Raw genomic sequence first — 23648 nt, 5'->3', positions numbered from 1 at the left:
AACAGCTATTTTTCTTTTTTTCAATAACTTTTTTGATTAAAATAAGAATTAGTAAGCAAAAAGGATGGGAGAATGAAATGAGCGCATATTTTGTATATGACAAGCGGCTAGGCATCCGTCTGCCACATTTAGAGAAGGAATGGGAAATGTACACGAAAGAGGAACAAGCGGCCATTTTATTAGAATGGGAAACGATTCGCGGGAAAATTCCTGACCGAATTATTGAGATTGAGCAACAAATTAATGAAAAACAAAGGCAACTCGGAGAAGAAAATGATTTTGCTCGCTCATGTATGCTCAATTCCGAAATCGCCTCGCTCGCTTCAATGATTAACGATTTATGGATTTGGTATCGGATGAATCAGACGGTTACAAATCGCATACATCAATAAAAATGTAAAAAAGGTGCCCGTACGGACACCTTTTTTACACTAAGTTCGCTAATCTCATCACATCTCGTGCAATCATTACTTCTTCATTTGTTGGGATCACTAATACTTTTACTGGAGAATGCGGATAGCTAATAAATGCTTCTTTGCCGCGCACTTTATTTAATGCTGGATCCCAGTAGACACCCATAAATTCAAGTCCGCGCAACACTTTCGCGCGTACGACATCGCTGTTTTCACCAATGCCTGCTGTGAAAATAATGGCATCAACTCCGCACATGCGCGCCGCATACGAACCGATGTATTTATGGATTCGTCCAGCAAACACTTCGAGCGCCAACTCTGCACGTCGATCGCCTTTTGAAGCCGCATCTTCAATATCACGCAAATCGCTCGAGAAACCAGTTAAGCCAAGCATTCCGCTCTTTTTATTTAAAATATCAATGACTTCTTCTGCTGTTTTACCTGTTTTCTCCATAATATATGGAATTAACGCTGGGTCAATGTTACCGGAACGCGTTCCCATCGCTACACCGGCAAGCGGCGTGAATCCCATGGATGTATCGATCGATTTACCGCCCTCAACCGCCGCAATACTCGCTCCATTTCCTAAATGACAAGAAATGAGACGAAGTTGTTCAATTGGTCGCCCTAACAACTCCGCTGCCCGTTGCGTTACATATTTATGGGACGTGCCATGGAATCCGTATTTACGAATACCAAACTTTTCATAATACTCATATGGCAAGCTGTATAAAAACGATTGTTCTGGCATCGTTTGATGGAACGCTGTATCGAATACAGCAACAGCTGGCACGTTTGGCAAAACTTCACGAAACGCTTTAATGCCGATCACGTTCGCTGGGTTGTGCAACGGAGCTAAATCAGATAAATCTTCAATTTCTTTTAACGTGTCGTCTGTAATTAAAACAGAGTCGCTAAATTTCTCACCACCATGCACAACGCGGTGACCAATTCCTTCGATTTCATCGAACGATTGAATGACACCAAGCTCAAGCAATTTATCGAGCAACATTTTCACCGCAACTGCGTGATCCGGAATAGAAGTTACTTCTTTTATTTTTTCACCATTTACGGTCATATTAAAAATCGCATCTTCAAAACCAATTCGCTCAACAACACCTTTTGTTAACACTTCCTCGCTCGGCATGTTGAACAATTGAAACTTTAACGACGAACTTCCCGCGTTAATAGCAATAACTTTTGGCATTTGACTAAACAGCTCCTTTAACATCGTTCACAATTATTGTATGCAACTATGCGAATTTCATCGGTACGTTTCTCATTTTACGGGTCGTTCATCGCTCTTTTCAAGTATACAAACGTTACGAAAACGTTTTCTTCACATATTTGTTATATTCAGAAGGTTATGAACGATTTTCTTTTAGCCATTGTTCGAATTTTAGCACCATGGCTTGCATCGCCTGCTTATTCGAAAAGCTAGGAAGCTGGGCGAGCAACGCTTGTTTTGGCGCTTTTGCATGCGCCCCTTTTTTTTGCAAAATAAAAATACTTTTCGCTGCTGCTTCATTTTTAAACATGGAAAGCGGAAGTTGCAACAAACTTTGAATAAACGTCTCTTCCTTAATCAACGCATGCAACTCTTTCGATTCATCTGACGTAAACAGCGTATTTGGAATTAAGAAAAATAAATACCCTCCTTCTTTCGTATAACGAATACTTTGTTCAATGAACAAATAGTGAGCGTATGAATGGCCACTTTTCGCATGTAAGTGGAACGATTTAGCGTTTTCATCATCTGGATAATATCCGATTGGTAAATCGCAAACGACAACATCAACCGGTTCAATAAACAACGGCTTCAAACTATCTTGATGAAACAATTGGATTTCATGTCGTTGTAAATTCGCATTCACATAAGCAAGCTTTAACAATAAATCGTCTGCATCTACACCGTAACTCCGCACTTTTTTATTTGTTAATTGATTTAATACCGCTGTCATTAAATTTCCTGTCCCAATGGCCGGATCAAGAAGCGATAGCGAAAAATATGTTTTCGTAAATTCATCTACTAAATAACCGATAAATAGCGATACGGCATCTGGTGTCATTTGATGATGTGGTTGTACATATTGTTTCATTCCTTTTAATATCGCTAATTGCAGCGCTTTGCGAATATGTTCATTTTTCCACTCGTGTACATGCACAGCTTCATACGCCTTTTTTAAACGTTTTTTTAATAGCTCGTTTACTTCTTCTTGCAATACATCCCCGTGAAATAAATTTTCTCCAGTTTCAGCAACTGCTTCTAAATATGAACATTTTAATTCTTCTTGAAGCCATGTCGCCGTTTCATCAATGATGGTAAACAATTTTTCCAACATCCCTCACTCCTTTCTGTCCGACATTCTATTTTAGAAAATGTAAACGAAAAAGGCTATCCCTTTTTGAGATAGCCTCAAACAATTATTGTTGCGCCGCTTGTTTTGCCGCCTCGATTGCCGCTTCGTAGTTCGGATGGTTTGTCGCTTCGGATACGTACTCGACATATGTCACACGATCGTTACGATCAACGACAAATACAGCGCGAGCAAGTAGACGCAATTCTTGAATAAGCACGCCATATGCTTGGCCAAACGATACGTCGCGATGATCAGATAGTGTGACAACGTTTTCTAACCCGTTTGCGGCGCACCAACGTTTTTGTGCAAATGGTAAATCAACGCTAATCGTTAATACTTTCACTCCTTCAATGCTACCTGCTTCCTCATTGAAACGACGCGTTTGCGCATCACAAACTCCCGTATCGATTGATGGTACAACGCTAATTAACCGAACAAATCCTTTTGTATCGTCTAATGTCACCGGCGATAAGTCGTTTGCAAGCACCGTGAAATTAGGAGCTGCATCACCGACTTTCACTTCATTGCCAACTAATGTGACAGGATTTCCTTTAAATGTAACCTTCGCCATAGTAAGCCTCCTCTTTATATAAGATACAGGCTCATCATAACGTAATTAGATGAAAAATTCAATTATTTCGATTGATACTAAATATCAAAGTCTGGCGCCCCGTTATGTTGTTGCTTCGGCTTTTCTTTTTTCTCAAACATATGCTGAATTTTTTCAATCGCTTGTGGAGCTAAGTCTAAAATTTTCTCGTATAAGTGCGTGCTTTCGTCCACATGCAACAATTTCACACCAGAACTGTTAACAATTAAAAAAGCAATCGGTGTGATCGATACTCCGCCACCACTTCCCCCACCGAACGGATGTGCTTCTTTTTGTTGTTCGTTTCCATTGTTTAATATAAACTCACTACCGCCTGCAGCGAAGCCAAACCCGACTTTTGAAACAGTTAAAATGACACTTCCATCAGGTGTTTCAACAGGATCACCAATAATTGTATTGACATCGATCATTTCTTTTAAATTTTCCATCGCCGTCGTCATTAATCCTTCAATTGGATGTCCATTCATTTTCATTCCTCCTAACAACTGTCCACATCATTTGTGACTCACATGTCTTTTTTCCAATGTTTAACGACCTTCAGTCCTGCTAATATAGCGTAACCAATTCGAAATCGGATCATACATGTAAATGACGTACGCGATACAGCTCCTTGGAAAAAAGGAACGATAGAAATGGAAGGAGTGATACAAACGTTCATATATTTACTTATCATTGCCACCACATAATATTTTATCGACCATCCAGCCCCGACCAGCACGGCGGTTTTTGCCGCATCACCGACACCAATTTGTGTATGCCATTGAAACTGTAAAACATAAACGTTTTGTAAAAACTTTTTTATAATCGTATGCAAATGAACGATTTTATTTAACAACTGCCTCACTTGTGCTAAACGATCACGAGCATCGTTCACAGTAAACGTTGTTTTTTTATCTTTTCCTGTATTCGTTTTTTCTTCTGTAACGATTCCCGCTTCGCTTTTCGATATTTCAATGAGCGGAATAGTAAAACGATAGTGAATAAAACGAAAGAGACGAACATCTATCGTCAATCGATCGTCATCTTGTGCATGTTGAAATTGAATCGTAATATGCACATATAAAAAAGGAATGAGCGTTAAAAAGGTAATTAAGATGATGGCAATAACGAAAATCATCGGCTTTTCACTTCCTCCCCGATGACATTTTCGACAAAAATGAGCAAAATTAAACGAATAAATTCGCTATGGATGGAAAATAAATGATAAAATAAACGTGAGGACATTTTAACGGAGGGAAAACGATGACTGAACGCCGTAATCGTATGTACTTCTTTCATAAGCATGATGAAGAAACGACAAAGCAAGTTCAACCTCTTATTCAACTCGCTAAACAGTACGAATTTGAAGTCGTGGATGATGCAAAATATGCAAACATTATTGTGAGCGTAGGTGGAGATGGGACGTTTTTACAAGCTGTTCGAAAAACAGGATTTCGCGACGATTGCTTATATGCAGGTATTTCAACATTAGGCTCATTAAGCATGTATTGCGATTTCCATATTCACGACACGGAAAAAATGATTGAAGCAATGACAACGGAGCAAATTGAAGTGCGTCGCTATCCGACCATTCATGTGACCGTAAACGATTGTACATCATTTTACTGTTTAAATGAATGCACCGTTCGCTCAAGTATTATTAAAACGTTTGTCATGGACGTGTTTATTGACGATTTACATTTTGAAACATTCCGCGGGGATGGAATGATTATCGCTACGCCGACCGGAAGCACAGCTTATAATAAATCAGTTAGTGGAGCTGTCGTCGATCCGATGCTCCCGTGCTTTCAAGTTAGTGAGCTAGCATCGTTGAACAACAATCGTTATCGCACCCTCGGTTCTTCATTTATTTTAAGCGGAAATCGCAAGTTGACATTAAAAGTTGTGCAAGACGGAAACGACTATCCAATCATCGGAATGGATAATGAAGCGCTAAGCATTCAACATGTCGAAAAAATTGACATTAAGCTGAGTGGAAAAGTCATTAAAACGGTGAAGTTAAAAGATAACTCATTTTGGGAAAAAGTGAAGCGAACATTTTTGTAAAAAGAGGCGTTGCTTCGCCTCTTTTTACCATTTTTTTATTTTTGTACAGCTTTCCTTTCACGTTCGCGCAGTTCGACGCGGCGGATTTTGCCTGAAGTCGTTTTTGGCAAATCGTCCACGAACTCAATTTTGCGCGGATATTTATAAGGTGCTGTCAGCTGCTTCACATGTTCTTGAAGTTGCGGAATTAAGTCCGGATCGTTTTTATCGACCCCTTCTCGTAGAACGATAAACGCTTTAACCACATGGCCGCGAATTTCATCTGGACTAGCGACAACTGCACATTCTTTTACAAACGGATGTTTCACTAGCGCATCTTCTACCTCAAACGGCCCAATCGTATAACCTGAACTAATAATAATATCATCACCGCGACCTTCGAACCAAAAGTAGCCATCCTCATCTTTTTTTGCTTTATCTCCTGTAATATAATACTCACCACGAAATTGCATCGCTGTTCGTTCCGGATCTTTATAATAGCACTTAAATAGTGCAGGTGTATCGATATGAACAGCAATGTCTCCTACCTCACCGACCGCACAAGGTTCACCAAATTCATTAATGATTTCAACACGGTTCCCCGGTGTCGGTTTCCCCATAGATCCTGGCTTAATTTTCATCCCTTTCATAACCCCAACAAGCAACGTGTTTTCAGTTTGTCCATATCCATCGCGAACTTGAACACCAAAATACCGCTCAAACGTATCAATCACTTCCCGGTTTAACGGCTCTTCGGCAGATACAGCACTATGCAAGTGCGGCAACTTATATTGAGAAATCGTCGGCACTTTCGCCATAAGACGATATTCCGTTGGTGTACAACAAAGTACATTGATACGGTACTTCTCTAGCAGATGCAAATATTTTTCCGGCTCAAAGCGACCATGATACACAAAACCTGTCGCTCCGCATCCAAGCGTTGATAAAAATGGGCTCCATACCCACTTTTGCCATCCAGGGCTCGCTGTTGCCCAAACAAGATCCCCTTCTTCAATACAGAGCCAATTTTTCGCTGCTGTTCTCAAGTGAGCATATGCCCAACCGTGCGTATGCACAACCCCTTTCGGATTCCCCGTCGTTCCCGATGTATATGATAAAAACGCCATATCATCTCGGGATGTTTGCACAGTAACAAACATATCGCCTTGCTTTGCCATTTCGTCATGTAAGTCGAGCCAGCGCTCAGTGGAGCCCCCGACAGAAAACGTGATGATGTTTTCCATTCCTTCAATTGGTACAAACTGCTCGATATACGGATAATAAGCTACTATCCCTTTGACTTCCCCGTGCGAAATTCGGTATTGCAAATCTTTCGTACGCAACATTTCAGAACTCGGAATGACGACAAGGCCGGCCTTCAACGCTCCAATATATACGGCATATGCCTCTAACAGACGCGGAAGCATAACGAGCACTTTGTCGCCTTTTTGTAATCCGTGACTGACGAAAGCGTTTGCAATTTTGTTCGCCTGTTTTACTAGCTCAACATATGTAATCTCTCGCGTTTCCCCCGCTTCACTTTCCCATTTCAAAGCGACGCGTTTTGAATCACTCGCATACTTCTCAAATTCACTCGTTAAATTGTACATTTCTGGTGCAATTAAATTCATTTTCCTCTCCCCCTACCATATCATTACAAAAGAATTATACAAAAAAATCGAGTGCTTTTGTATAACTTTTCTAAAAATTTTTAAAAGCTAAAAAACTCGGTAGAACAAGTTCTACCGAGTTTGCGAGCTATATTTATTTTTGACTGCTCAATTGTTGTTCTGCCATTTTCACGAGGCGTTTTGTCATCTCGCCGCCAACAGAACCGTTTGCTCGCGCAGTTGTATCTGGGCCTAACTGCACGCCGAATTCTTGAGCAATTTCGTACTTCATGTGATCAAGCGCTTGTTCTACACCAGGGACGAGCAATCGATTTCGATTTGCCATCTGTTTTCACCCCCCTCGCAACGATAGGTTGTGCAAAACAAATGAGCTTTATACATACTCCCTTAGAAGAGCTCGTCTAGCTGTTGATCAGGTCTCAACGTTATCGTTTCGACGCGGGCAACGGTCTCTGCAATCATCTCATCTAGTGGTAAAAATTGTTCATAATGAATGACTTTTTCTTTTTTCGGCTTTGTTTTTGGTGCTTTTGGAGTGAAAATGGTGCAACAATCTTCATACGGTCGAATGGAAATATGATGCGTTCCAATTCGTTCAGCAAGCGAAATAATTTCCGTTTTGTCCATCGAGATGAGCGGACGGAGAATTGGGGTTGTTGTGACGTCGTTGACAACAACCATGCTTTCAAGCGTTTGACTAGCCACTTGCCCTAAGCTCTCCCCTGTCACAATAGCCAATCCATTTTCCTTTTTGCGAATTTCATCTGTAATGCGCAACATGGCGCGCCGCGTCGAAATGAGCGAATAGTTTTCAGGAACTTGTTTATAAATAGCTTGCTGTAGCTCTGTGAACGGCACAATATGGAGGCGAATCGTTCCTCCAAACTCCGTCAAACGTTGCGCTAAATCAATGACTTTTTGTTTCGCTCGTTCACTTGTAAACGGTGGACTAAAAAAGTGAACGGCCTCAATTTGCAGCCCGCGCTTCATCGCTAAATATCCAGCTACCGGACTATCGATTCCGCCAGAAAGCATCAACATCGCTTTTCCGCTCGTACCAACTGGTAAACCACCTGCTCCTTGCACATCGTATGCAGTAATGTATGTTCCTTCTTTTCGTACTTCAACGCGAACATCAATGTCTGGATGATGAACATCGACCGTTAAATCTGTTGTATTTTTTAACACATAGCTGCCGAGTTCATAGTTTAACTCATTTGTCGTTACAGGAAATTGCTTATCCGCTCTTCTTGCGGATATTTTAAACGTCTTTCCTTCATGTGGGAATTGTTTCACAAAGAAAAGAGTTGCTTCTTTTATCTTCTGTAAGTCGCTGTCCGTTTTTAACGCTAAACTTAATGATTGTATGCCGAACACTTCACGCAATCTTTCAATAACAGGTTGCGGTGGCGTTTCATGTAAGCGAATGTACATTCGATCACGCGATGCTTCAATTTCAATATTCGGAAAATGCTTCAACTTTCTCGCTACATTTCGTTTTAAACACCGTACAAATTGTAAACGGTTTTTTCCCTTTGTCGACATTTCACCGTAACGGACTACAATATGATCGTATGTCATTTCGTTCCCCTCGCTACTATTTTTAATCGTTCATATGCACGTTTCATTGCTTCAATCATCATTGGAACATGTTCCACCCGTTGCTCGTATGACAAACTAATTCGAATCGAGCGCTCTGCTCGCGCTTGTTCAACTCCCATCGCTAACAATGTTTTGCTCGGTGCTTTTTTACGCGATGAACAAGCCGATGTTGTCGATACGTACATATGCTGTTTTTCTAATTCATGAACAAACGCCTCTGATTTAATTCCTTCTAATGAAAAATGAATAATATGCGGAGCAGAGTGATCGACTGGTGTATGAACAACAATGCCTTCTATCGTCTGTAAATGTTCGATGATGGCTCGCTTCATCTGCTCGAGTTGTGCAGACGCTTCGCTATATGTTTCAATGGACAATCGCAACGCTTTCGCCATCGCAACAATGGCAGCGACATTTTCTGTTCCTGATCGCAGTTGCATCTCCTGCGCCCCACCTGATAAAAGAGGTGAAAGACGTACGCCTTCACGAACGTACAAAATGCCTGCCCCTTTTAGACCGTGAAATTTATGTGCCGATATCGTATATAAATCAACGTTTGCCTGTTTCAAATGAAGCGGTACTTTCGTCGCACCTTGCACTCCATCAACATGAAATAGCACTTTCGGATATTTTTTTAACAACATGCCAATTTCTTCAATCGGTTGGATAGAACCGACTTCATTATTTACATGCATAACAGAAACGAGAATCGTATCGTCACGTAGCGCTTGTTCAATGTGCAACGGCGAGACAATTCCACGCTCATCAACAGGTACATATGTAACTTGAAACCCAAGTTGTTCAAGCTGTTTGCACGCTTCTGTTACAGATGGATGTTCAATCGCCGTTGTAATGATATGACGCCCACGTTTTTGATGTTGCCAAGCCGCTCCTTTAATCGCTAAATTGTTTCCTTCCGTCCCACCTGATGTAAAAATAATCTCGGTTGGTTTGACGCCAAGAAGACGTGCAACTTGTTCTCTTGCTTGCGTGAGCAATCTCTCTGCTTGCATGCCTAGTCCATGTAGCGACGAAGGATTTCCAAAATGGTCGCTGGCTACCTTCAAAAATGATTGTAATACTTCTGGAAACGGTTTTGTTGTGGCGCTATTGTCCAAGTACATCATCGCCCTTGCCTCCATTACGTTCGTATACAAACAGCCTTCTTATATTATCACATCTTTATTCAAAAAAGAAATAATCAAAGAATATTTTAAAGATTGAAACTTTTGATAAAAACAACAAAATTTTTATTTTGTATGGTAGTATATAGGCTGGTACGGAGACAACAAAGGAGGATCAGCATGTCGAAAAAAGATTTAATGGCTGTCGGTTTTATGTTATTTGCTTTATTTTTTGGCGCTGGTAACATGATTTTCCCTCCAGCTCTCGGGCAAGCAGCAGGGGAAAACATGTGGCTTGCCATCGCAGGTTTTTTAATTACCGGTGTCGGATTGCCAGTTTTAGCAGTAAGCGCGATTGCAAGAACAGGGAACGACTTGCAACAATTAGCTAGCCGAGCACATCCAGTATTTGGTGTCATCTTTACGATCGTTATGTATTTAGCCATCGGTCCGTTTTTTGGCATTCCGCGTACAGGAACTGTATCATTCGAAATTGGGGTAACACCGTTTTTGTCTGAAACTGTCGATCGCTCATTGATGCTAGCCATGTATACGGTTGTTTATTTTGTCGTATCGCTTTGGTTAGCGTTAAATCCATCAAAATTAGTTGACCGAATTGGCAAGTTGTTAACACCTCTTTTACTCATCGGTCTTACTTTATTTTTTGTCAAAAGCATATGGACGCCTATGGGAGACATTCAACCGCCAACGGATGCATATGCAAACGCTCCGTTTTTTAAAGGATTTGTTGACGGATATTTAACGATGGATGCCATTGCGGCACTCGTTTTTGGTATCATCGTCATTCAAGCCATTCAACAAAAAGGAATTACAAATAAAAAACAATTAACGAAGCTTTGTATTCAAGCCGGGCTCGTTGCCGCTTCTGGATTAACGCTCGTGTATGTATCGCTCGCTTTTATTGGAGCATCGAGCGTACAAGCGATCGGTTATCGCAATAACGGCGGCGAAATCATTAGTCAAGCCGCGACTTATTTATTCGGTCAAGCGGGTACAATCATTTTATCGATCATCATTATGCTTGCGTGCTTAACGACATCAGTTGGTTTATTATCTTCTTGCGCAAGTTATTTTTCGAAAATTTCGCCAAAGCTTTCCTATCGAATGCTCGTCATTGTCATGAGCGGCTTTAGCGCATTCATCGCAAACGTCGGTTTAACAAAACTCATTTCGTTATCCGTTCCAGTGCTTATTATTATTTATCCATTAGCCATTACTCTCGTCGCCCTATCGTTTCTCCATGACTATTTCGGGGGAAAACAAACCGTTTACATCGGGGCGCTCGCTGGTACGTTTCTCGTTAGCATCGTTGATGGACTGAAGGCAGCAGGATTTGATGTATCGTCCATCTTACATGTATACGAAAAAACATTGCCGCTCTTTGAACAAGGAATCGGCTGGCTCACGCCGGCACTCATTGGCGGGGTCATCGGTTTATTACTAAACAAAACAAATCATGTCACACGTACCGAGAGAAAAGTAAGTTAAAAAACGAGTGAAAGGACATCCTTTCACTCGTTTTCTTTTAGCCACTCTCGAATACGTTCAAATGCCCCTTCCTCCACTTGTTCGACCACAGCGATTGCTTTTTGTAATGCCAGTTCGTATTCGTATCTTCGAAACAGTTGTTCCGCTTCGTCTAATCCTTCTTTTACCGCCTGAAAACGTCGACGATAGCGGTTGCCATACTGTATAACTCTTTCTGCTAATTGGGCTTGTTCAATCATTTCTTTTGTTTGATCATACACGTTTTGCACAAAAACGATCGCCTCGTCTAACGCTTGATGAACCGCCTCCATATTCAATGGTTTCCCATCTAGCGTAAGGGAAACGCGTGTTAAGCTTTCGCGTGCTTCACTCACTTGTAACATATAAGACTCTGGCAAACCTGGGAGCTTGCTTTTTTTCACAAGTCGAATCGCTTCCGATAACTGCTTTTTCATTTCCGACAGCTTCTCGCGCGCCGCTAATTCGTCTTTGCGTAACGCATATAAATGCTCGCGAAACTGGGCATGCTTCTCTTTTACTGTAGCAATTTGCGCTAAAATTTCTTCAAGCTCTTCACGAATAAGCGAGTAAGCTAAACGCTCCTCGGCCATTTTCGTTTGGATGAGCATAAAACGTTTCATTAGTTGTTGTACTTGCTTCTCGATTTGTCGATATTTATCTAAGTCGCTTTGCGACAAATGATAGCTTTGTTGCACAAATAACGTTTCATCACGCGTTTCTTTCGTTTCTTCTTCCAAATCGTAAAGCGTTTGTTCGATCTTTTCTGTTTCATCATGAACGAACCGTTCAGCGTACACTTCTTTTTCCAATAAGTCGTACAACGTATCGACATCTTCTTGTGTTTCACGAAGAAGCGCTTCTGCTTCATCGACTTTAAGCTCTTCTAATAATGAAAGTACTTGAGACACTTTTCCCCGAATCGCTTCAACTTCTTTATCAACCGGAAGATGGTCAAGCACATACCCTTTGTCTAACAGTTCACGATACCCCTCGACAATGTTGTCGAGTTGCGCAGGAATTTCAATTTGTGCGTCGCTTAATAAAAGGGGAATTTGTTCAATAAAACGATTCAATTCATGTAGCTCGTTTTGAATAAGCAATACGACTTCGCGAGCAGCCAAATAATTCCCTTCTGTTGTTAACTGTTCAAATGTTTGAAATTGGTTTTGAAGAGCATTTAATCGCGCCTCAAGCGCAACTTCTGTGCAACCAAATGCATGACGTTGAGTCAGCATCGCTTTTTTTACTTGACGATACTTTTCCTTCATTTGCTCAATTTCTTCTCGATTTTTCTCTTCGCTCCCGACTAATTCTTGTAACTCTAGTAAAATGCGTTGAATGCTTCCTTCAATATCTTTCAGTTGTTGCTCCGTTTGTTGCAACGCATCTTTCGCTTTCATAAATCGGTATTTGACAACCGCTTCCTCAATGTCGAACAACTTTTCCTCTATATTTGGCAGCTGAACAGCAACAATATCGTCCCACTCATTGCGCCATTTTTCAAACAGCTGCTCTGTTTCCCCCATCATATTTAACGATTTAATTTTAGACAATTCCTCTGGCACAGGTCGATTCATCAAGGAAATTTTCCATTGTTCTAATTCGTCAATTCGTTTATATAAACGTTTTCGATGCACATATGTATATGTAAGTCCTCCGATGACGAGGAGCGCACTAATCGCTACAAATTCCATAATGGGCCTCCTTGTTGTCAATCTTTCTTTTTTATGGAGAAGGCATTTTCTTTTCAATGATTTTATGATACCATGTTAGCAACATTTTTTGAGCAAAAATTTTAATTTTTTCCTAAAAAACGTGATTTTTGTCGAACCGTGCGTGTAAGGAGGGGATGAAACGTGCGCGATGGACATATTCACACACCTTTTTGCCCTCACGGGAGCAAAGATGCGCTACATGAATATATTGAAAAGGCTATTTCGCTCGGTTATACAGACATTTCGTTCACCGAGCACGCACCGCTTCCGACAGGGTTTATTGATCCCACCCCTTATCAAGATAGCGCGATGAAAAAGGAACAACTAGCATCATACGTATCAATTTTACAGTCATTAAAAAAACAGTACGAAAGACATATTCGTATTCGCATCGGGCTCGAAGTTGATTTCATCGTCGGTTATGAACGAGAAACGACAGCATTTTTAAATGAAGTTGGCCCACAATTGGACGATAGCATTTTATCTGTTCATTTTTTAGCTGTTGGCAACGGCTATATGTGTGTTGATTACAACGAGGAGATGTTTGGTGAAATCGTCGCCTCGCTCGGTTCCGTTGAACAAGTGTACGACGCATATTATAACGCTGTGTTAGCGTCCGTTGTTGCGGACTTAGGACCGTACAAACCAAAACGGATCGGTCACATCACGCTCGTCCGAAAGTTTCATCGGGCATACCCGTGTGAATATGATGCATCTAACATCATCGCACGCATTTTAAAAGAAATGAAATTGCGCCAATTAGAGCTTGATTATAACGGTGCTGGGGCGGTAAAACCACTTTGTCTAGAGCCTTATCCACCCCATTGGGTCGTCAAAAAAGCATTGGAACTTGGCGTTCCGCTCGTTTACGGCTCGGATGCCCATTCAGTCGCTGGACTTCATCAAGGGATTGAACATATGTTGATGTATAAGGAGTGAAAAACATGTTTCATACACAAGCATACACAGGGACAAAAGAAGAAAATTACGCGCTTGTCATCGAGCAATTACAAGCTTTAATTTCAGATGAAAAAAATGTGATTGCTAACTTAGCAAATGCTGCAGCTTTATTGAATTACTTTTTACACGACATCAACTGGGTCGGTTTTTATGTAGCAGAAGGAAACGAACTCGTTCTCGGACCTTTTCAAGGGCTTCCGGCGTGTGTACGTATCCCGTTCGGCAAAGGCGTGTGCGGAACTGCAGCTAATGAGAAAAGAACGGTGCGCGTCGCAGATGTTCATGCATTTCCGGGACACATCGCATGCGATGCCGCATCTCAATCTGAAATTGTCGTTCCAATGATCAAAAATGGTCGCGTCATCGGAGTGCTTGATATCGATAGCCCCATGAAAAACCGTTTCGATGAGGTGGATGAACAGTATTTAGAACGGTTTGTCGAAACGCTCGTACACCATCTTGACGTATAAAAGAGGCCGATAAACGCGGCCTCTTTTATATTACTCCTGAACAACAACTCGGTTTTTTCCTGTCCGTTTCGCTGTATATAACGCCTCATCGGCACGATTAAATAACTCTTTAACAGAGTCAGCGCGATTTTTCTTCCAGTACGATACCCCACACGAAATCGTTACAGGTGGATCGGTTAATTCTCGGACTTTTTGCACAAGCCGATTCGCAATCGATAAACCTGCATGAACCGACACCTTCGGCAAATAAATGGCGAGTTCTTCCCCTCCCCATCGTGCCCCAATATCGTTTTGTCGGATGTTCGCTTTCATAATATTCGCTACTTGAATAATAATTTCATCGCCTACTTGATGCCCATACGTGTCATTTATTTTTTTGAAATTATCAATGTCTATTAAAATAAATGTGCCTAGACCATCCTCTTCCATCGAGTGTTGGATGCGTTCATCTAAATAATGGCGTGCATACAAGCCTGTTAGTCGATCTGTAATCACCATACGCTCTAGCTCTTCGCGCAACGCGGCGTTTGTAAACGCCAATGTAGAATGATGAATGAGCGACTGTAACAATTTAAACATATCAAATGAAAAGTGATACGCTTCTTCATGTAACACGATGGCGACACCTTTCATCATGCCGCGCATCATCGGCACAGCCATAAGTGAACGAAACCGTTTCGTATGGTCGCCATGAATTTTTACATCGCCTAAAAATAAAGTATCGCGAGCATTTTGAATACGACGGAAAACGAAATCAACATATATTCTCGCTTCCTTTGATTCGAAAAACGGCGTACTTCCCGGGAGTACTTTCCGCTCCTTTTCTTGCGAAAGAATAAAACCGACTTCCTGCGCATCAAATGACGTTTTGATTTTCTCAATCATAAACTTTAGTGCATCTTGGAATCGTAAATTTGTATTCAAATGATGGATCGTCTCGTTAATGAGTTGTAAGTCGGCGATTAACCGTTTAGATTGCTCATATAATTTAGCATTTTCTAATGCGCTACCGGCCGTATTCGCCAACAAGGAGATGAAACGAATTTCCCTTTCAGGCAACTCCATCACCGTTGGAGCAATCATTTCAATTACGCCGTAAATTCCTTGCGCCCCTTTAATTGGCGCATAAATGACGGATCGTTTATGAACGAGCGAATCATGAAGCTGAATATGTCCAGTAACATACGCTTGCATTGCTCCCATGTGCTCGTCTTCGTTTTCAAACGTAAGCAATTTGATCGGCAAATCACGGTCTGTTGTACTATCATATGATAAAAATAAATGGCACGTAAACGTCGGATACACGTCTTTTAACGTTTTCACAATTTCTTCAAGCACATCACCAATATTCATCGACGCATGAATTTTTGTTGCCGCTCGATGCAACTGTTCATATCTTTTTTCTTCACTTAATACTTCAGATACTTTCCGGATACGGGCAAATACTTTTAAAAAGTCGTGTTTCATTTGTCTAATAAACGACTTTGGTAGCATATCCCGTTCATGTATTCGAAAACGAACGAGACCGCATGAATCTTCTGAAAAATACACCCCAAACTGCACCGTTTTAATCTCGCTTCCATCATCAATAATTATAACGTCGTCAAACCGTTCTTTTAGATGACTATCGAATGGAATCGAGACGTGTTCCTGGCGCTTTCTAATCATACAGTCAGTCGTCACTTCAGGCTCGAAGGCATGTTTAAACGGGTTAAGTACATAAAAGGTGATATCTAACAAATGAAACTCTTTTTGCAATAAGGTGATGAGCGCTTGAATGATGCGAGGTAAATCTGTAAAATCTTCTTCAGTCAAAAACCAGTCAAAAAACTTTTGTTTAAATATGGCGTATTGATCGCGTTGTTGAACGTTCATTTTCTCCACTCACCCGCACATACTTCCTCTCTTTATATGTATGAACCATATAAATAAAAAAATGAAAGTTTCTGTCATATTTCTAAAACTGAGGACCTATTAATTATATCATACCATAATCCTTTCCATAAAGACTATACAAAAATGATTGACTCAGGCGTAAAAAAAAATTATAATAGCCTTTGTGTAAAATATTGCAGCCTTTGTGCTCACGTTTGTATGTCCATTTTGTTCCCCGTAGAGAAAAATCTCTAACTGGAGGCTGTATCGTGTAACTCTCAGCTGCTAGGGCGAGGATACATGAAAACAAAATGGCGATAAATAGTGAGGCACGACTGTTTTTATTTTACCAAAAATAAAAACAAAGGAGGAGCATTTATGGCTCGTTATACAGGTCCAACATGGAAAATTTCTCGCCGCCTTGGCATTTCATTAAGCGGCACAGGTAAAGAATTACAAAAACGTCCTTACCCACCAGGTCAACATGGTCCAGGACAACGCAAAAAATTATCTGAATATGGCATGCAACTTCAAGAGAAGCAAAAGCTTCGCCATATGTACGGTGTAAACGAGCGTCAATTCCGTAAAACGTTCGAGGAAGCAGGAAAAATGGCCGGTAAACACGGTGAAAACTTCATGATCCTACTTGAGTCTCGTTTAGACAACCTTGTTTACCGTTTAGGTTTTGCACGCACTCGCCGTCAAGCTCGCCAATTAGTGAACCATGGTCACATCTTAGTTGATGGCAACCGTGTAGATATTCCATCTTATCGTGTGAAACCAGGTCAAACAATTTCTGTTCGCGAAAAATCTCGCAACCTTCAAATTATTAAAGAAGCGCTTGAAGTAAACAACTTTGTACCTGACTACTTAACGCTTGATGCAGACAAATTAGAAGGTACTTACACTCGCTTACCTGAGCGTTCTGAATTACCTGCTGAAATTAACGAAGCATTAATCGTCGAGTTCTACTCACGTTAATAAAAAAATCCTCTCTGCCGAAGCAGAGAGGATTTTTTTTATGCGTAACGAATCAAGTAGTATTTTTTCTTACCGCGCCGAATAATTGTAAAACGACCTTCAATGCGATTTGCGTCTGTCATAACTTTATTCACATCTTGCACACGTTCACCGTTTACGTAAATGGCCCCATTTGTTACATCTTCACGCGCTTGGCGCTTCGACGAGCAAATACCGCTTGCGACAAGCAAATCAACAAGCGCCACTTCCTGTTCATGACATACGTACGATGGGACATCTTTAAACCCTTGTTCAATTTCATCCGCTGTTAATTTCGCTACTTCCCCGCTAAAGAGCGCCTCGGAAATATTGATCGCCTGTCGCAACGCCTCTTCTCCGTGAACAAGACGCGTCATCTCAGCAGCTAACGCTTTTTGCGCTGCCCGTTTTTCTGGCGCTTCAGCTGTTTGCTTTTCCAATTCGATAATTTCTTCATGTGATAAAAACGTGAAGTATTTCAAATATTTTACGACATCACGGTCATCTGTATTAATCCAAAATTGGTAAAATTCATATGGGGATGTTTTATCAGCATCAAGCCATACTGCTCCACCTTCCGTTTTCCCAAACTTCGTTCCATCCGCTTTCGTTACGAGTGGGACAGTTAGTCCAAATACTTTGGCATCTTCTTCTGTTTTCCGGATGAGCTCTAGCCCTGCTGTAATGTTCCCCCATTGATCGCTTCCACCAACTTGCAATTTACAACCATACATTTCATATAGCTTTAAGAAATCGTATGCTTGCAAAATCATATAGCTAAATTCTGTAAACGAAATTCCTGTTTCCAATCGCGATTGAACAGACTCTTTCGCAAGCATGTAGTTAATACCGAAGTTTTTTCCAACGTCACGCAAAAAGGTAATGACATCGAGCGATCCGATCCACTCGTAGTTATTCGCAATAATCGCTCGGTTATTTTCTTTTTCGAAATCTAAAAAACGACTTAACTGCTGTTTAATTCGTTCACTGTAATGAGCAACCGTCTCTTTTTCATTCAATTTTCGCTCCGCTTTTTTCCCACTCGGATCCCCAATGAGCCCCGTCGCTCCACCGACGAGCGCAATCGGTTGGTGTCCCGCCTGTTGAAAGCGACGCAACATTAAGATCGGAAGCAAATGACCGATGTGCAAACTATCCGCGGTCGGATCAAAACCGCAATATACTTTTACTTGCTCTTCTGATAGCAATGCTTTCAGACCTTCTTCATCCGTCATTTGATTAATTAAACCGCGAAATTGTAAATCTTGAAGCAAATCCATTGCAATCACCCTTTCTAGTCTATAGTCACAACAAAAAAACTCGTCCTTCACATGAAGGGACGAGTTATATCGCGGTACCACCCTACTTAGAGAACAACGATGTTCTCTCACTTCATTGACATAACGGCCGACACCGTCTTTTGCTACTTGGCACATGCTATGCCGTTCACAAAAGATGCTCCCGGAGGTAATTCATGCTCATCTATGCGCTAGTTCGCACCAACCACTAGCTCTCTGATCGCAGGGAGATAAGCACTACTTGTTCCGATCATCACTCAATTATTCACATGTTGGTATATCCTCTTTTATCATAAAACACTCATCGTTGTCAAGATCTTGAAACAAATTTAGACATTTACCGATATGAAAAGACAAATTATGATATAATAATGAAAATACAACACGGATGGGAGGTCACTATGTCTGAAAAACAAGTCCGATTTTCTTGGCAAAAGCTATGGCGCCATTTTACAATCACATATGAAGTCATTTGGAACGTATGTTTAATTATATTCATCACTAGCTTATGCGCGTTCAGTTTTGCCTTTGGTGTCGGGGCTGGGTATTTCGCTTCACTTGTGAAAGATGCCGAACCGATTCCGTACAAAGAAATGAAAAAAGATATTTATAACTATGAAGAAACGACGCATATTTACTTTGCCAATCATCAATATCTTGGCTATTTTCGCTCCGACTTAGAGCGAGACGAAATTAAACTTTCAGAAGTGTCCCCTTATTTCATTCAAGCGATTATCGCGACAGAGGATGAACATTTTTATGAGCATAAAGGGGTTGTACCAAAAGCAATTATACGTGCCATTTTTCAAGAAGCAACAAACTCCTCAACACGTAGCGGTGGGAGTACATTAACACAACAGCTTGTTAAAAACCAAATTTTAACAAGTGAAGTATCATTTGAGCGAAAAGCAAAAGAAGTATTACTTGCTTTACGGCTTGAGAAATTTTTTTCAAAAGATGAAATTTTAGAGGCATACATGAACGTCGTACCTTTCGGAAGAAACGCATCTGGACGAAATATTGCTGGCGTTCAAGCTGCCGCAAAAGGCGTTTTCGGTGTTGACGCAAAAGAATTAACATTGCCGCAAGCTGCATTTTTAGCAGGATTGCCACAAAGCCCGTTTCGATATACACCATTTACAAGTGAAGGGGAGTTAAAAAGCGACTTGTCCCCAGCCTTAAATCGTATGAAAACGGTGTTAGCACGCATGAAAAAAGCAGGGTATATTTCAAAGGAGCAGTATGAGGAAGCGCTTGCATACGACATTACGAAAGATTTTGTTTCTTCCTTACCTTCTCCAATAGAAAAATACCCGTGGTTAACGTTTGAAATTGAGCGTCGTGCAAAAGACATTTTTATTGATTTACTAGCCAAAAAAGATGGCTATGAACGGCAAGATGTGCGTTCGAACGATCAACTATATAGGGAATATGCAGAAAAGGCTGAAAAACAATTACGACAAAACGGTTACACGATTTACACAACGATCGACAAAGATATATATGAGCGCATGCAAGCAATCGTAGAAAAATATCCTTACTTCGGAAGCGATACACTCGTACGAAAAAAAGACGAAAAAACAGGACAAATCGTTTCCGTACGTCAACCGGTAGAAGTCGGTGCGATGCTCATCGAAAACAAAACGGGACGCATTATTAGCTTTGTTGGAGGAAGAGATTATAAACGCGAGCAGCTAAATCATGCGACACAGGCATATCGCTCAAACGGATCAACGATGAAGCCCCTTCTTGTTTATGCACCAGCAATGGAAATGGGGATCGTTCAGCCGGGGTCTGTTATTCCAGATATCGATGTAGAAATGTCGACGCCGCAAGGGCCGTATCGTCCGAAAAACGCAGATGGTCAAACGCACGGTTTAACATCTGTTCGCCATGCACTCAAAAAATCATATAACATCCCTGCTATTCGGACGTATGCGCGCATCATCGACCAACGCCCTATTTCATATTTAGAGAAAATGGGATTCACAAGCTTAACAACCGGGGACGCAAGCCATTTATCGCTCGCGCTAGGCGGCTTGACAAAAGGGGTAACGATAGAGGAAAACGTCAATGCATATGCGACATTCGCAAACGGCGGAAAGTTCGTTGACGCCTATTTAATTGAAAAAATTGTCGATAAAAACGGCAAAGTCATATATGAACATGAACCAAAACAAGTCGAAGTATTTTCTCCGCAGACAGCTTACCTAACAATTGATATGATGCGCGATGTCATTCGCTCAGGCACGGCCGCCTTTTTGAACGGTAAGCTAAAGTTTTCAGCTGACTGGGCAGGAAAAACTGGAACGAGCCAAAATACGAAAGATGCTTGGTTCGTAGCAACAAATCCGAATGTTACATTCGGGATCTGGATGGGATATGATACACCAAAGCCGCTCGAAAAAAGGTATAAAGGACTATCGTATTCCCAAAGAAACTTACTACTATGGGCGCAATTAATAAACGGGGCATACGACATTCGTCCAGAGCTGATTGCGCCACAAGAGCGATTTCACATGCCGGGTGGCATTGTACAACGTTCATATTGTGCCATTTCCGGATTGCTTCCGTCAGAAACGTGCAAACGATTCGGACTTATAGAAAGTGATTTATTCAATACCGCTTTCGTACCGAAACAAGAAGATCGGTATTTAGTGAGTGGGGCCTTCATCGAATTGAACGGGGAACGATACGTTGCGCTTCCATCAACACCGAGGGAATTTACAAAAGAAGGCGTGATGATTGACGGTTCATTGCTTGAACAATGGGGAATTCAACATATAAAAGATATGAGCCAACTGCTTCCTCGAAACGACAAGTGGAAACATGTATTTGTAGCAAACACACTTCAAGAAAACGGTAAAAAACCAGATCCACTTGCAGTGCAACAAAAAGGGGCAACGCTCGTCTGGAGCGAACATCACGAACAAGACGTCATTGGTTATCGAGTATATTACGCGTCATCCGAAACAGCTACGTTTCAAGTCATCGCAACAATACGTACAGGAGAACAAAAAAGCATACCGTTAAAACAAGGAATATATTATGTTACTGCTGTCGATATCGCTGGATTGGAATCAAATCCGTCAAATATCGTTCGTATGTTACCTGCAACACTACCCGAGCAATCAACCAATGAACAACCGATAGACATACCGACCGAAGAGCAACCATCGACTAATTAAAAAAATCGGGCCGAGCCCGATTTTTTTAATTAGTCTTCCATTGTTGACAAATCGCCTGTCGGCAAGTTTAACTCCCAAGCTTTCAACACGCGACGCATAATTTTTCCACTTCTCGTTTTTGGCAACTTGTCACGAAACTCGATTTCACGCGGTGCGGCATGCGCTGCTAAGCCTTTTTTCACAAAGTTACGAATATCTTCTTTTAATTCTTCTGACGGCTCGTACCCCTCGCGTAAAGCTACAAACGCTTTAATAATTTCACCACGCACTGGATCCGGTTTTCCGATGACACCTGCTTCTGCAACAGCTGGATGTTCAACGAGTTTGCTTTCTACTTCAAACGGACCGACACGCTCTCCTGCTGTCATAATTACGTCATCAATTCGTCCTTGGAACCAGAAATATCCGTCCTCATCCATATACGCAGAATCACCAGATACATACCAATCACCTGGCAAGAAATATGACTCATATTTTTGTGGATTGTTCCAAATAGCGCGCATCATGGACGGCCAACCCTTTTTAATCGCCAAATTCCCCATGCGATAAGGCGGCAACTCATTCCCTTGATCATCGACAATCGCAGCTTTTACCCCTGGAATCGGCTTGCCCATCGATCCCGGTTTAATTTCCATACACGGATAGTTGCAGATGAGCTGACCTCCCGTCTCTGTCATCCACCATGTATCATGAATGCGACGGTTGAACACTTTCATTCCCCAGCGAACAACTTCTGGATTGAGCGGTTCACCAACACTTAAAATATGGCGAAGTGAACGCAAATCAAATTTTTTCACGAGCTCGTCTCCAGCACTCATCAACATACGGAATGCTGTTGGCGCGCTATACCATACTGTCACACCATAGTCTTCGATCGTCTTGTACCACGCTTCTGGGTTAAATCGTCCCCCTACAATGACGTTTGATGCTCCGCAAAGCCACGGACCGAAAATACCATATGATGTTCCTGTTACCCAACCTGGATCAGCTGTGCACCAATATACATCGTCTTCTTTTAAGTCTAATACCCATTTCGCTGTTTGATAATGTTGAATCATCGCATTATGCACGTGCAATACGCCTTTTGGTTTTCCAGTTGAACCAGATGTATAATGTAAAATGAGACCGTCCTCACGTCCAACCCATTCAATATCGAAATGTTTGCTTGCAGCATTCATCCGTTTTTTCAAATCGAAAAATGGACCTTCTTCTTTCACGTCATCTCCGACTAAAAATACGTATTTTAATGCCGGCAGTTCATTGACAGGCACTCGCGGCAACAGTTCAGGCGTTGTAATGATCACTTTCGCTTCGCTATCTTCTAAACGATCGCGTACCGCCCCTTCCATGAACGCTTCAAAAAGAGATCCAACGATCGCACCAAGTTTAATAGCGCCGAGCACAGAGAAATATAATTCTGGTGAACGAGGCATAAAAATAAAGACGCGGTCGCCTTTTTCAACATCAGCCACTTCTTTTAATACGTTTGCTACTTTGTTCGAAAACTCTTTCATTTCTTTAAACGTGTACTTCTCTTCTCTTGTCGCGTCACGGTAGTAAAGAGCGACTTTGTTTTTTCGGAATGTTTCCACATGGCGGTCAATTGCTTCATACGCCATATTCACCTTTCCTGTTTCGTACCAAGAAAAGTTTTTCTCCGTCTCTGACCAGTCAAACGTTTGATACGTTTCTTCATAGTTTTTCAAATTAAAATCCCCTTGAATGACTGGTAGCGTTTCCACTTTAATCATCCCAAACTCCCCCTTGTTTGAAGTCTTTACACTCGTATTATATTATACTATAAACAATTTCTCAATTTTTAAAAAATTTTCATTTATGTTTATTATG

General features: G+C 41.3%; 20 protein-coding genes and 1 other annotated feature. Of the genes, 7 read left to right on the top strand and 13 right to left on the bottom strand.

Annotated elements, in window-relative coordinates:
* Positions 1–77: 77 nt before the first annotated feature.
* Positions 78–392 (top strand): hypothetical protein, encoded by a 315-nt coding sequence (locus V7Z64_RS01655; RefSeq protein ID WP_003398000.1) that lies wholly within the window; start codon positions 78–80, stop codon positions 390–392.
* A gap of 34 nt (positions 393–426) precedes the next feature.
* Here the strand turns inward: V7Z64_RS01655 and V7Z64_RS01650 are convergent, their stop codons facing one another.
* From V7Z64_RS01650 to V7Z64_RS01630, 5 genes are all read right to left on the bottom strand, one after another.
* A complete protein-coding gene (locus tag V7Z64_RS01650; RefSeq protein WP_003398001.1) occupies positions 427–1620 on the bottom strand; it encodes an acetate kinase in 1194 nt (397 codons plus the stop codon).
* A 157-nt stretch (positions 1621–1777) separates the two neighbouring features.
* Complete coding sequence (locus V7Z64_RS01645; RefSeq protein WP_003398002.1) at positions 1778–2752, bottom strand: class I SAM-dependent methyltransferase; 975 nt, start codon at positions 2750–2752, stop codon at positions 1778–1780.
* An 85-nt stretch (positions 2753–2837) separates the two neighbouring features.
* Positions 2838–3344, bottom strand: coding sequence for a thiol peroxidase (gene tpx / locus V7Z64_RS01640; RefSeq protein ID WP_003398004.1), 507 nt, complete (start codon positions 3342–3344; stop codon positions 2838–2840).
* A 77-nt stretch (positions 3345–3421) separates the two neighbouring features.
* On the bottom strand, positions 3422–3850 hold the full coding sequence (gene ytfJ / locus V7Z64_RS01635; protein ID WP_003398006.1) for a GerW family sporulation protein: 429 nt from the start codon (positions 3848–3850) through the stop codon (positions 3422–3424).
* A gap of 38 nt (positions 3851–3888) precedes the next feature.
* Positions 3889–4500: a DUF2953 domain-containing protein gene (locus V7Z64_RS01630; RefSeq protein WP_297991591.1), complete on the bottom strand. Its 612-nt coding sequence runs from the start codon at positions 4498–4500 to the stop codon at positions 3889–3891.
* A gap of 125 nt (positions 4501–4625) precedes the next feature.
* Between V7Z64_RS01630 and V7Z64_RS01625 the strand changes: the two genes are divergently transcribed.
* Entirely contained in the window at positions 4626–5429 is an 804-nt protein-coding gene (locus V7Z64_RS01625) for an NAD kinase (protein ID WP_297991589.1), read from the top strand.
* Between the two features lie 35 nt (positions 5430–5464).
* Here V7Z64_RS01625 and mbcS read toward each other — a convergent pair whose 3' ends face one another.
* The 4 genes from mbcS to V7Z64_RS01605 all read right to left on the bottom strand — a co-directional run bounded on the left by mbcS (position 5465) and on the right by V7Z64_RS01605 (position 9768).
* Entirely contained in the window at positions 5465–7039 is a 1575-nt protein-coding gene (mbcS, locus tag V7Z64_RS01620) for an acyl-CoA synthetase MbcS (RefSeq protein WP_297991586.1), read from the bottom strand.
* Positions 7040–7172: 133 nt separating this feature from the next.
* Positions 7173–7364, bottom strand: a complete 192-nt coding sequence (locus V7Z64_RS01615) for an alpha/beta-type small acid-soluble spore protein (RefSeq protein ID WP_003398020.1) — start codon at positions 7362–7364, stop codon at positions 7173–7175.
* Positions 7365–7426: 62 nt separating this feature from the next.
* Positions 7427–8620, bottom strand: a complete 1194-nt coding sequence (gene thiI / locus V7Z64_RS01610; RefSeq protein WP_297991585.1) for a tRNA uracil 4-sulfurtransferase ThiI — start codon at positions 8618–8620, stop codon at positions 7427–7429.
* Complete coding sequence (locus V7Z64_RS01605; protein ID WP_297991584.1) at positions 8617–9768, bottom strand: cysteine desulfurase family protein; 1152 nt, start codon at positions 9766–9768, stop codon at positions 8617–8619. The genes thiI and V7Z64_RS01605 overlap by 4 nt, the downstream gene beginning before the upstream one ends.
* A gap of 177 nt (positions 9769–9945) precedes the next feature.
* On the opposite strand from V7Z64_RS01605, the gene brnQ reads away from it, so the two are divergent.
* Complete coding sequence (gene brnQ, locus V7Z64_RS01600; protein WP_297991582.1) at positions 9946–11274, top strand: branched-chain amino acid transport system II carrier protein; 1329 nt, start codon at positions 9946–9948, stop codon at positions 11272–11274.
* Between the two features lie 23 nt (positions 11275–11297).
* Here brnQ and ezrA read toward each other — a convergent pair whose 3' ends face one another.
* Positions 11298–12989, bottom strand: coding sequence for a septation ring formation regulator EzrA (gene ezrA / locus V7Z64_RS01595; protein WP_297991579.1), 1692 nt, complete (start codon positions 12987–12989; stop codon positions 11298–11300).
* A gap of 162 nt (positions 12990–13151) precedes the next feature.
* Between ezrA and hisJ the strand changes: the two genes are divergently transcribed.
* On the top strand, positions 13152–13949 hold the full coding sequence (gene hisJ, locus V7Z64_RS01590) for a histidinol-phosphatase HisJ (protein WP_297991576.1): 798 nt from the start codon (positions 13152–13154) through the stop codon (positions 13947–13949).
* Between the two features lie 5 nt (positions 13950–13954).
* The gene (locus V7Z64_RS01585; RefSeq protein WP_297991574.1) at positions 13955–14440 is read left to right on the top strand and encodes a GAF domain-containing protein; all 486 of its coding nucleotides are present in this window, start codon (positions 13955–13957) and stop codon (positions 14438–14440) included.
* A gap of 30 nt (positions 14441–14470) precedes the next feature.
* Here the strand turns inward: V7Z64_RS01585 and V7Z64_RS01580 are convergent, their stop codons facing one another.
* The gene (locus V7Z64_RS01580; protein WP_297991572.1) at positions 14471–16315 is read right to left on the bottom strand and encodes a sensor domain-containing diguanylate cyclase; all 1845 of its coding nucleotides are present in this window, start codon (positions 16313–16315) and stop codon (positions 14471–14473) included.
* Positions 16316–16693: 378 nt separating this feature from the next.
* On the opposite strand from V7Z64_RS01580, the gene rpsD reads away from it, so the two are divergent.
* A complete protein-coding gene (gene rpsD / locus V7Z64_RS01575; protein WP_003398030.1) occupies positions 16694–17296 on the top strand; it encodes a 30S ribosomal protein S4 in 603 nt (200 codons plus the stop codon).
* Between the two features lie 38 nt (positions 17297–17334).
* On the opposite strand, the gene tyrS is transcribed toward rpsD, so the two are convergent.
* A complete protein-coding gene (gene tyrS, locus V7Z64_RS01570; RefSeq protein WP_297991566.1) occupies positions 17335–18594 on the bottom strand; it encodes a tyrosine--tRNA ligase in 1260 nt (419 codons plus the stop codon).
* Between the two features lie 52 nt (positions 18595–18646).
* Positions 18647–18875, bottom strand: a binding site (T-box leader).
* 138 nt (positions 18876–19013) lie between these two features.
* Between tyrS and V7Z64_RS01565 the strand changes: the two genes are divergently transcribed.
* Entirely contained in the window at positions 19014–21800 is a 2787-nt protein-coding gene (locus V7Z64_RS01565) for a transglycosylase domain-containing protein (RefSeq protein ID WP_297991564.1), read from the top strand.
* A gap of 29 nt (positions 21801–21829) precedes the next feature.
* On the opposite strand, the gene acsA is transcribed toward V7Z64_RS01565, so the two are convergent.
* Positions 21830–23548 carry an acetate--CoA ligase gene (gene acsA / locus V7Z64_RS01560; RefSeq protein WP_297991606.1) on the bottom strand — a complete coding sequence of 573 codons (1719 nt, stop codon included), beginning with the start codon at positions 23546–23548 and terminating at the stop codon, positions 21830–21832.
* Positions 23549–23648 lie beyond the last annotated feature (100 nt).

This window comes from Anoxybacillus sp., assembly GCF_036834105.1.
GTDB lineage: Bacteria > Bacillota > Bacilli > Bacillales > Anoxybacillaceae > Anoxybacillus.
The sequence above is the reverse complement of the archived record's forward strand: the minus strand, read 5'-3'. Positions and strand labels throughout refer to the sequence as shown.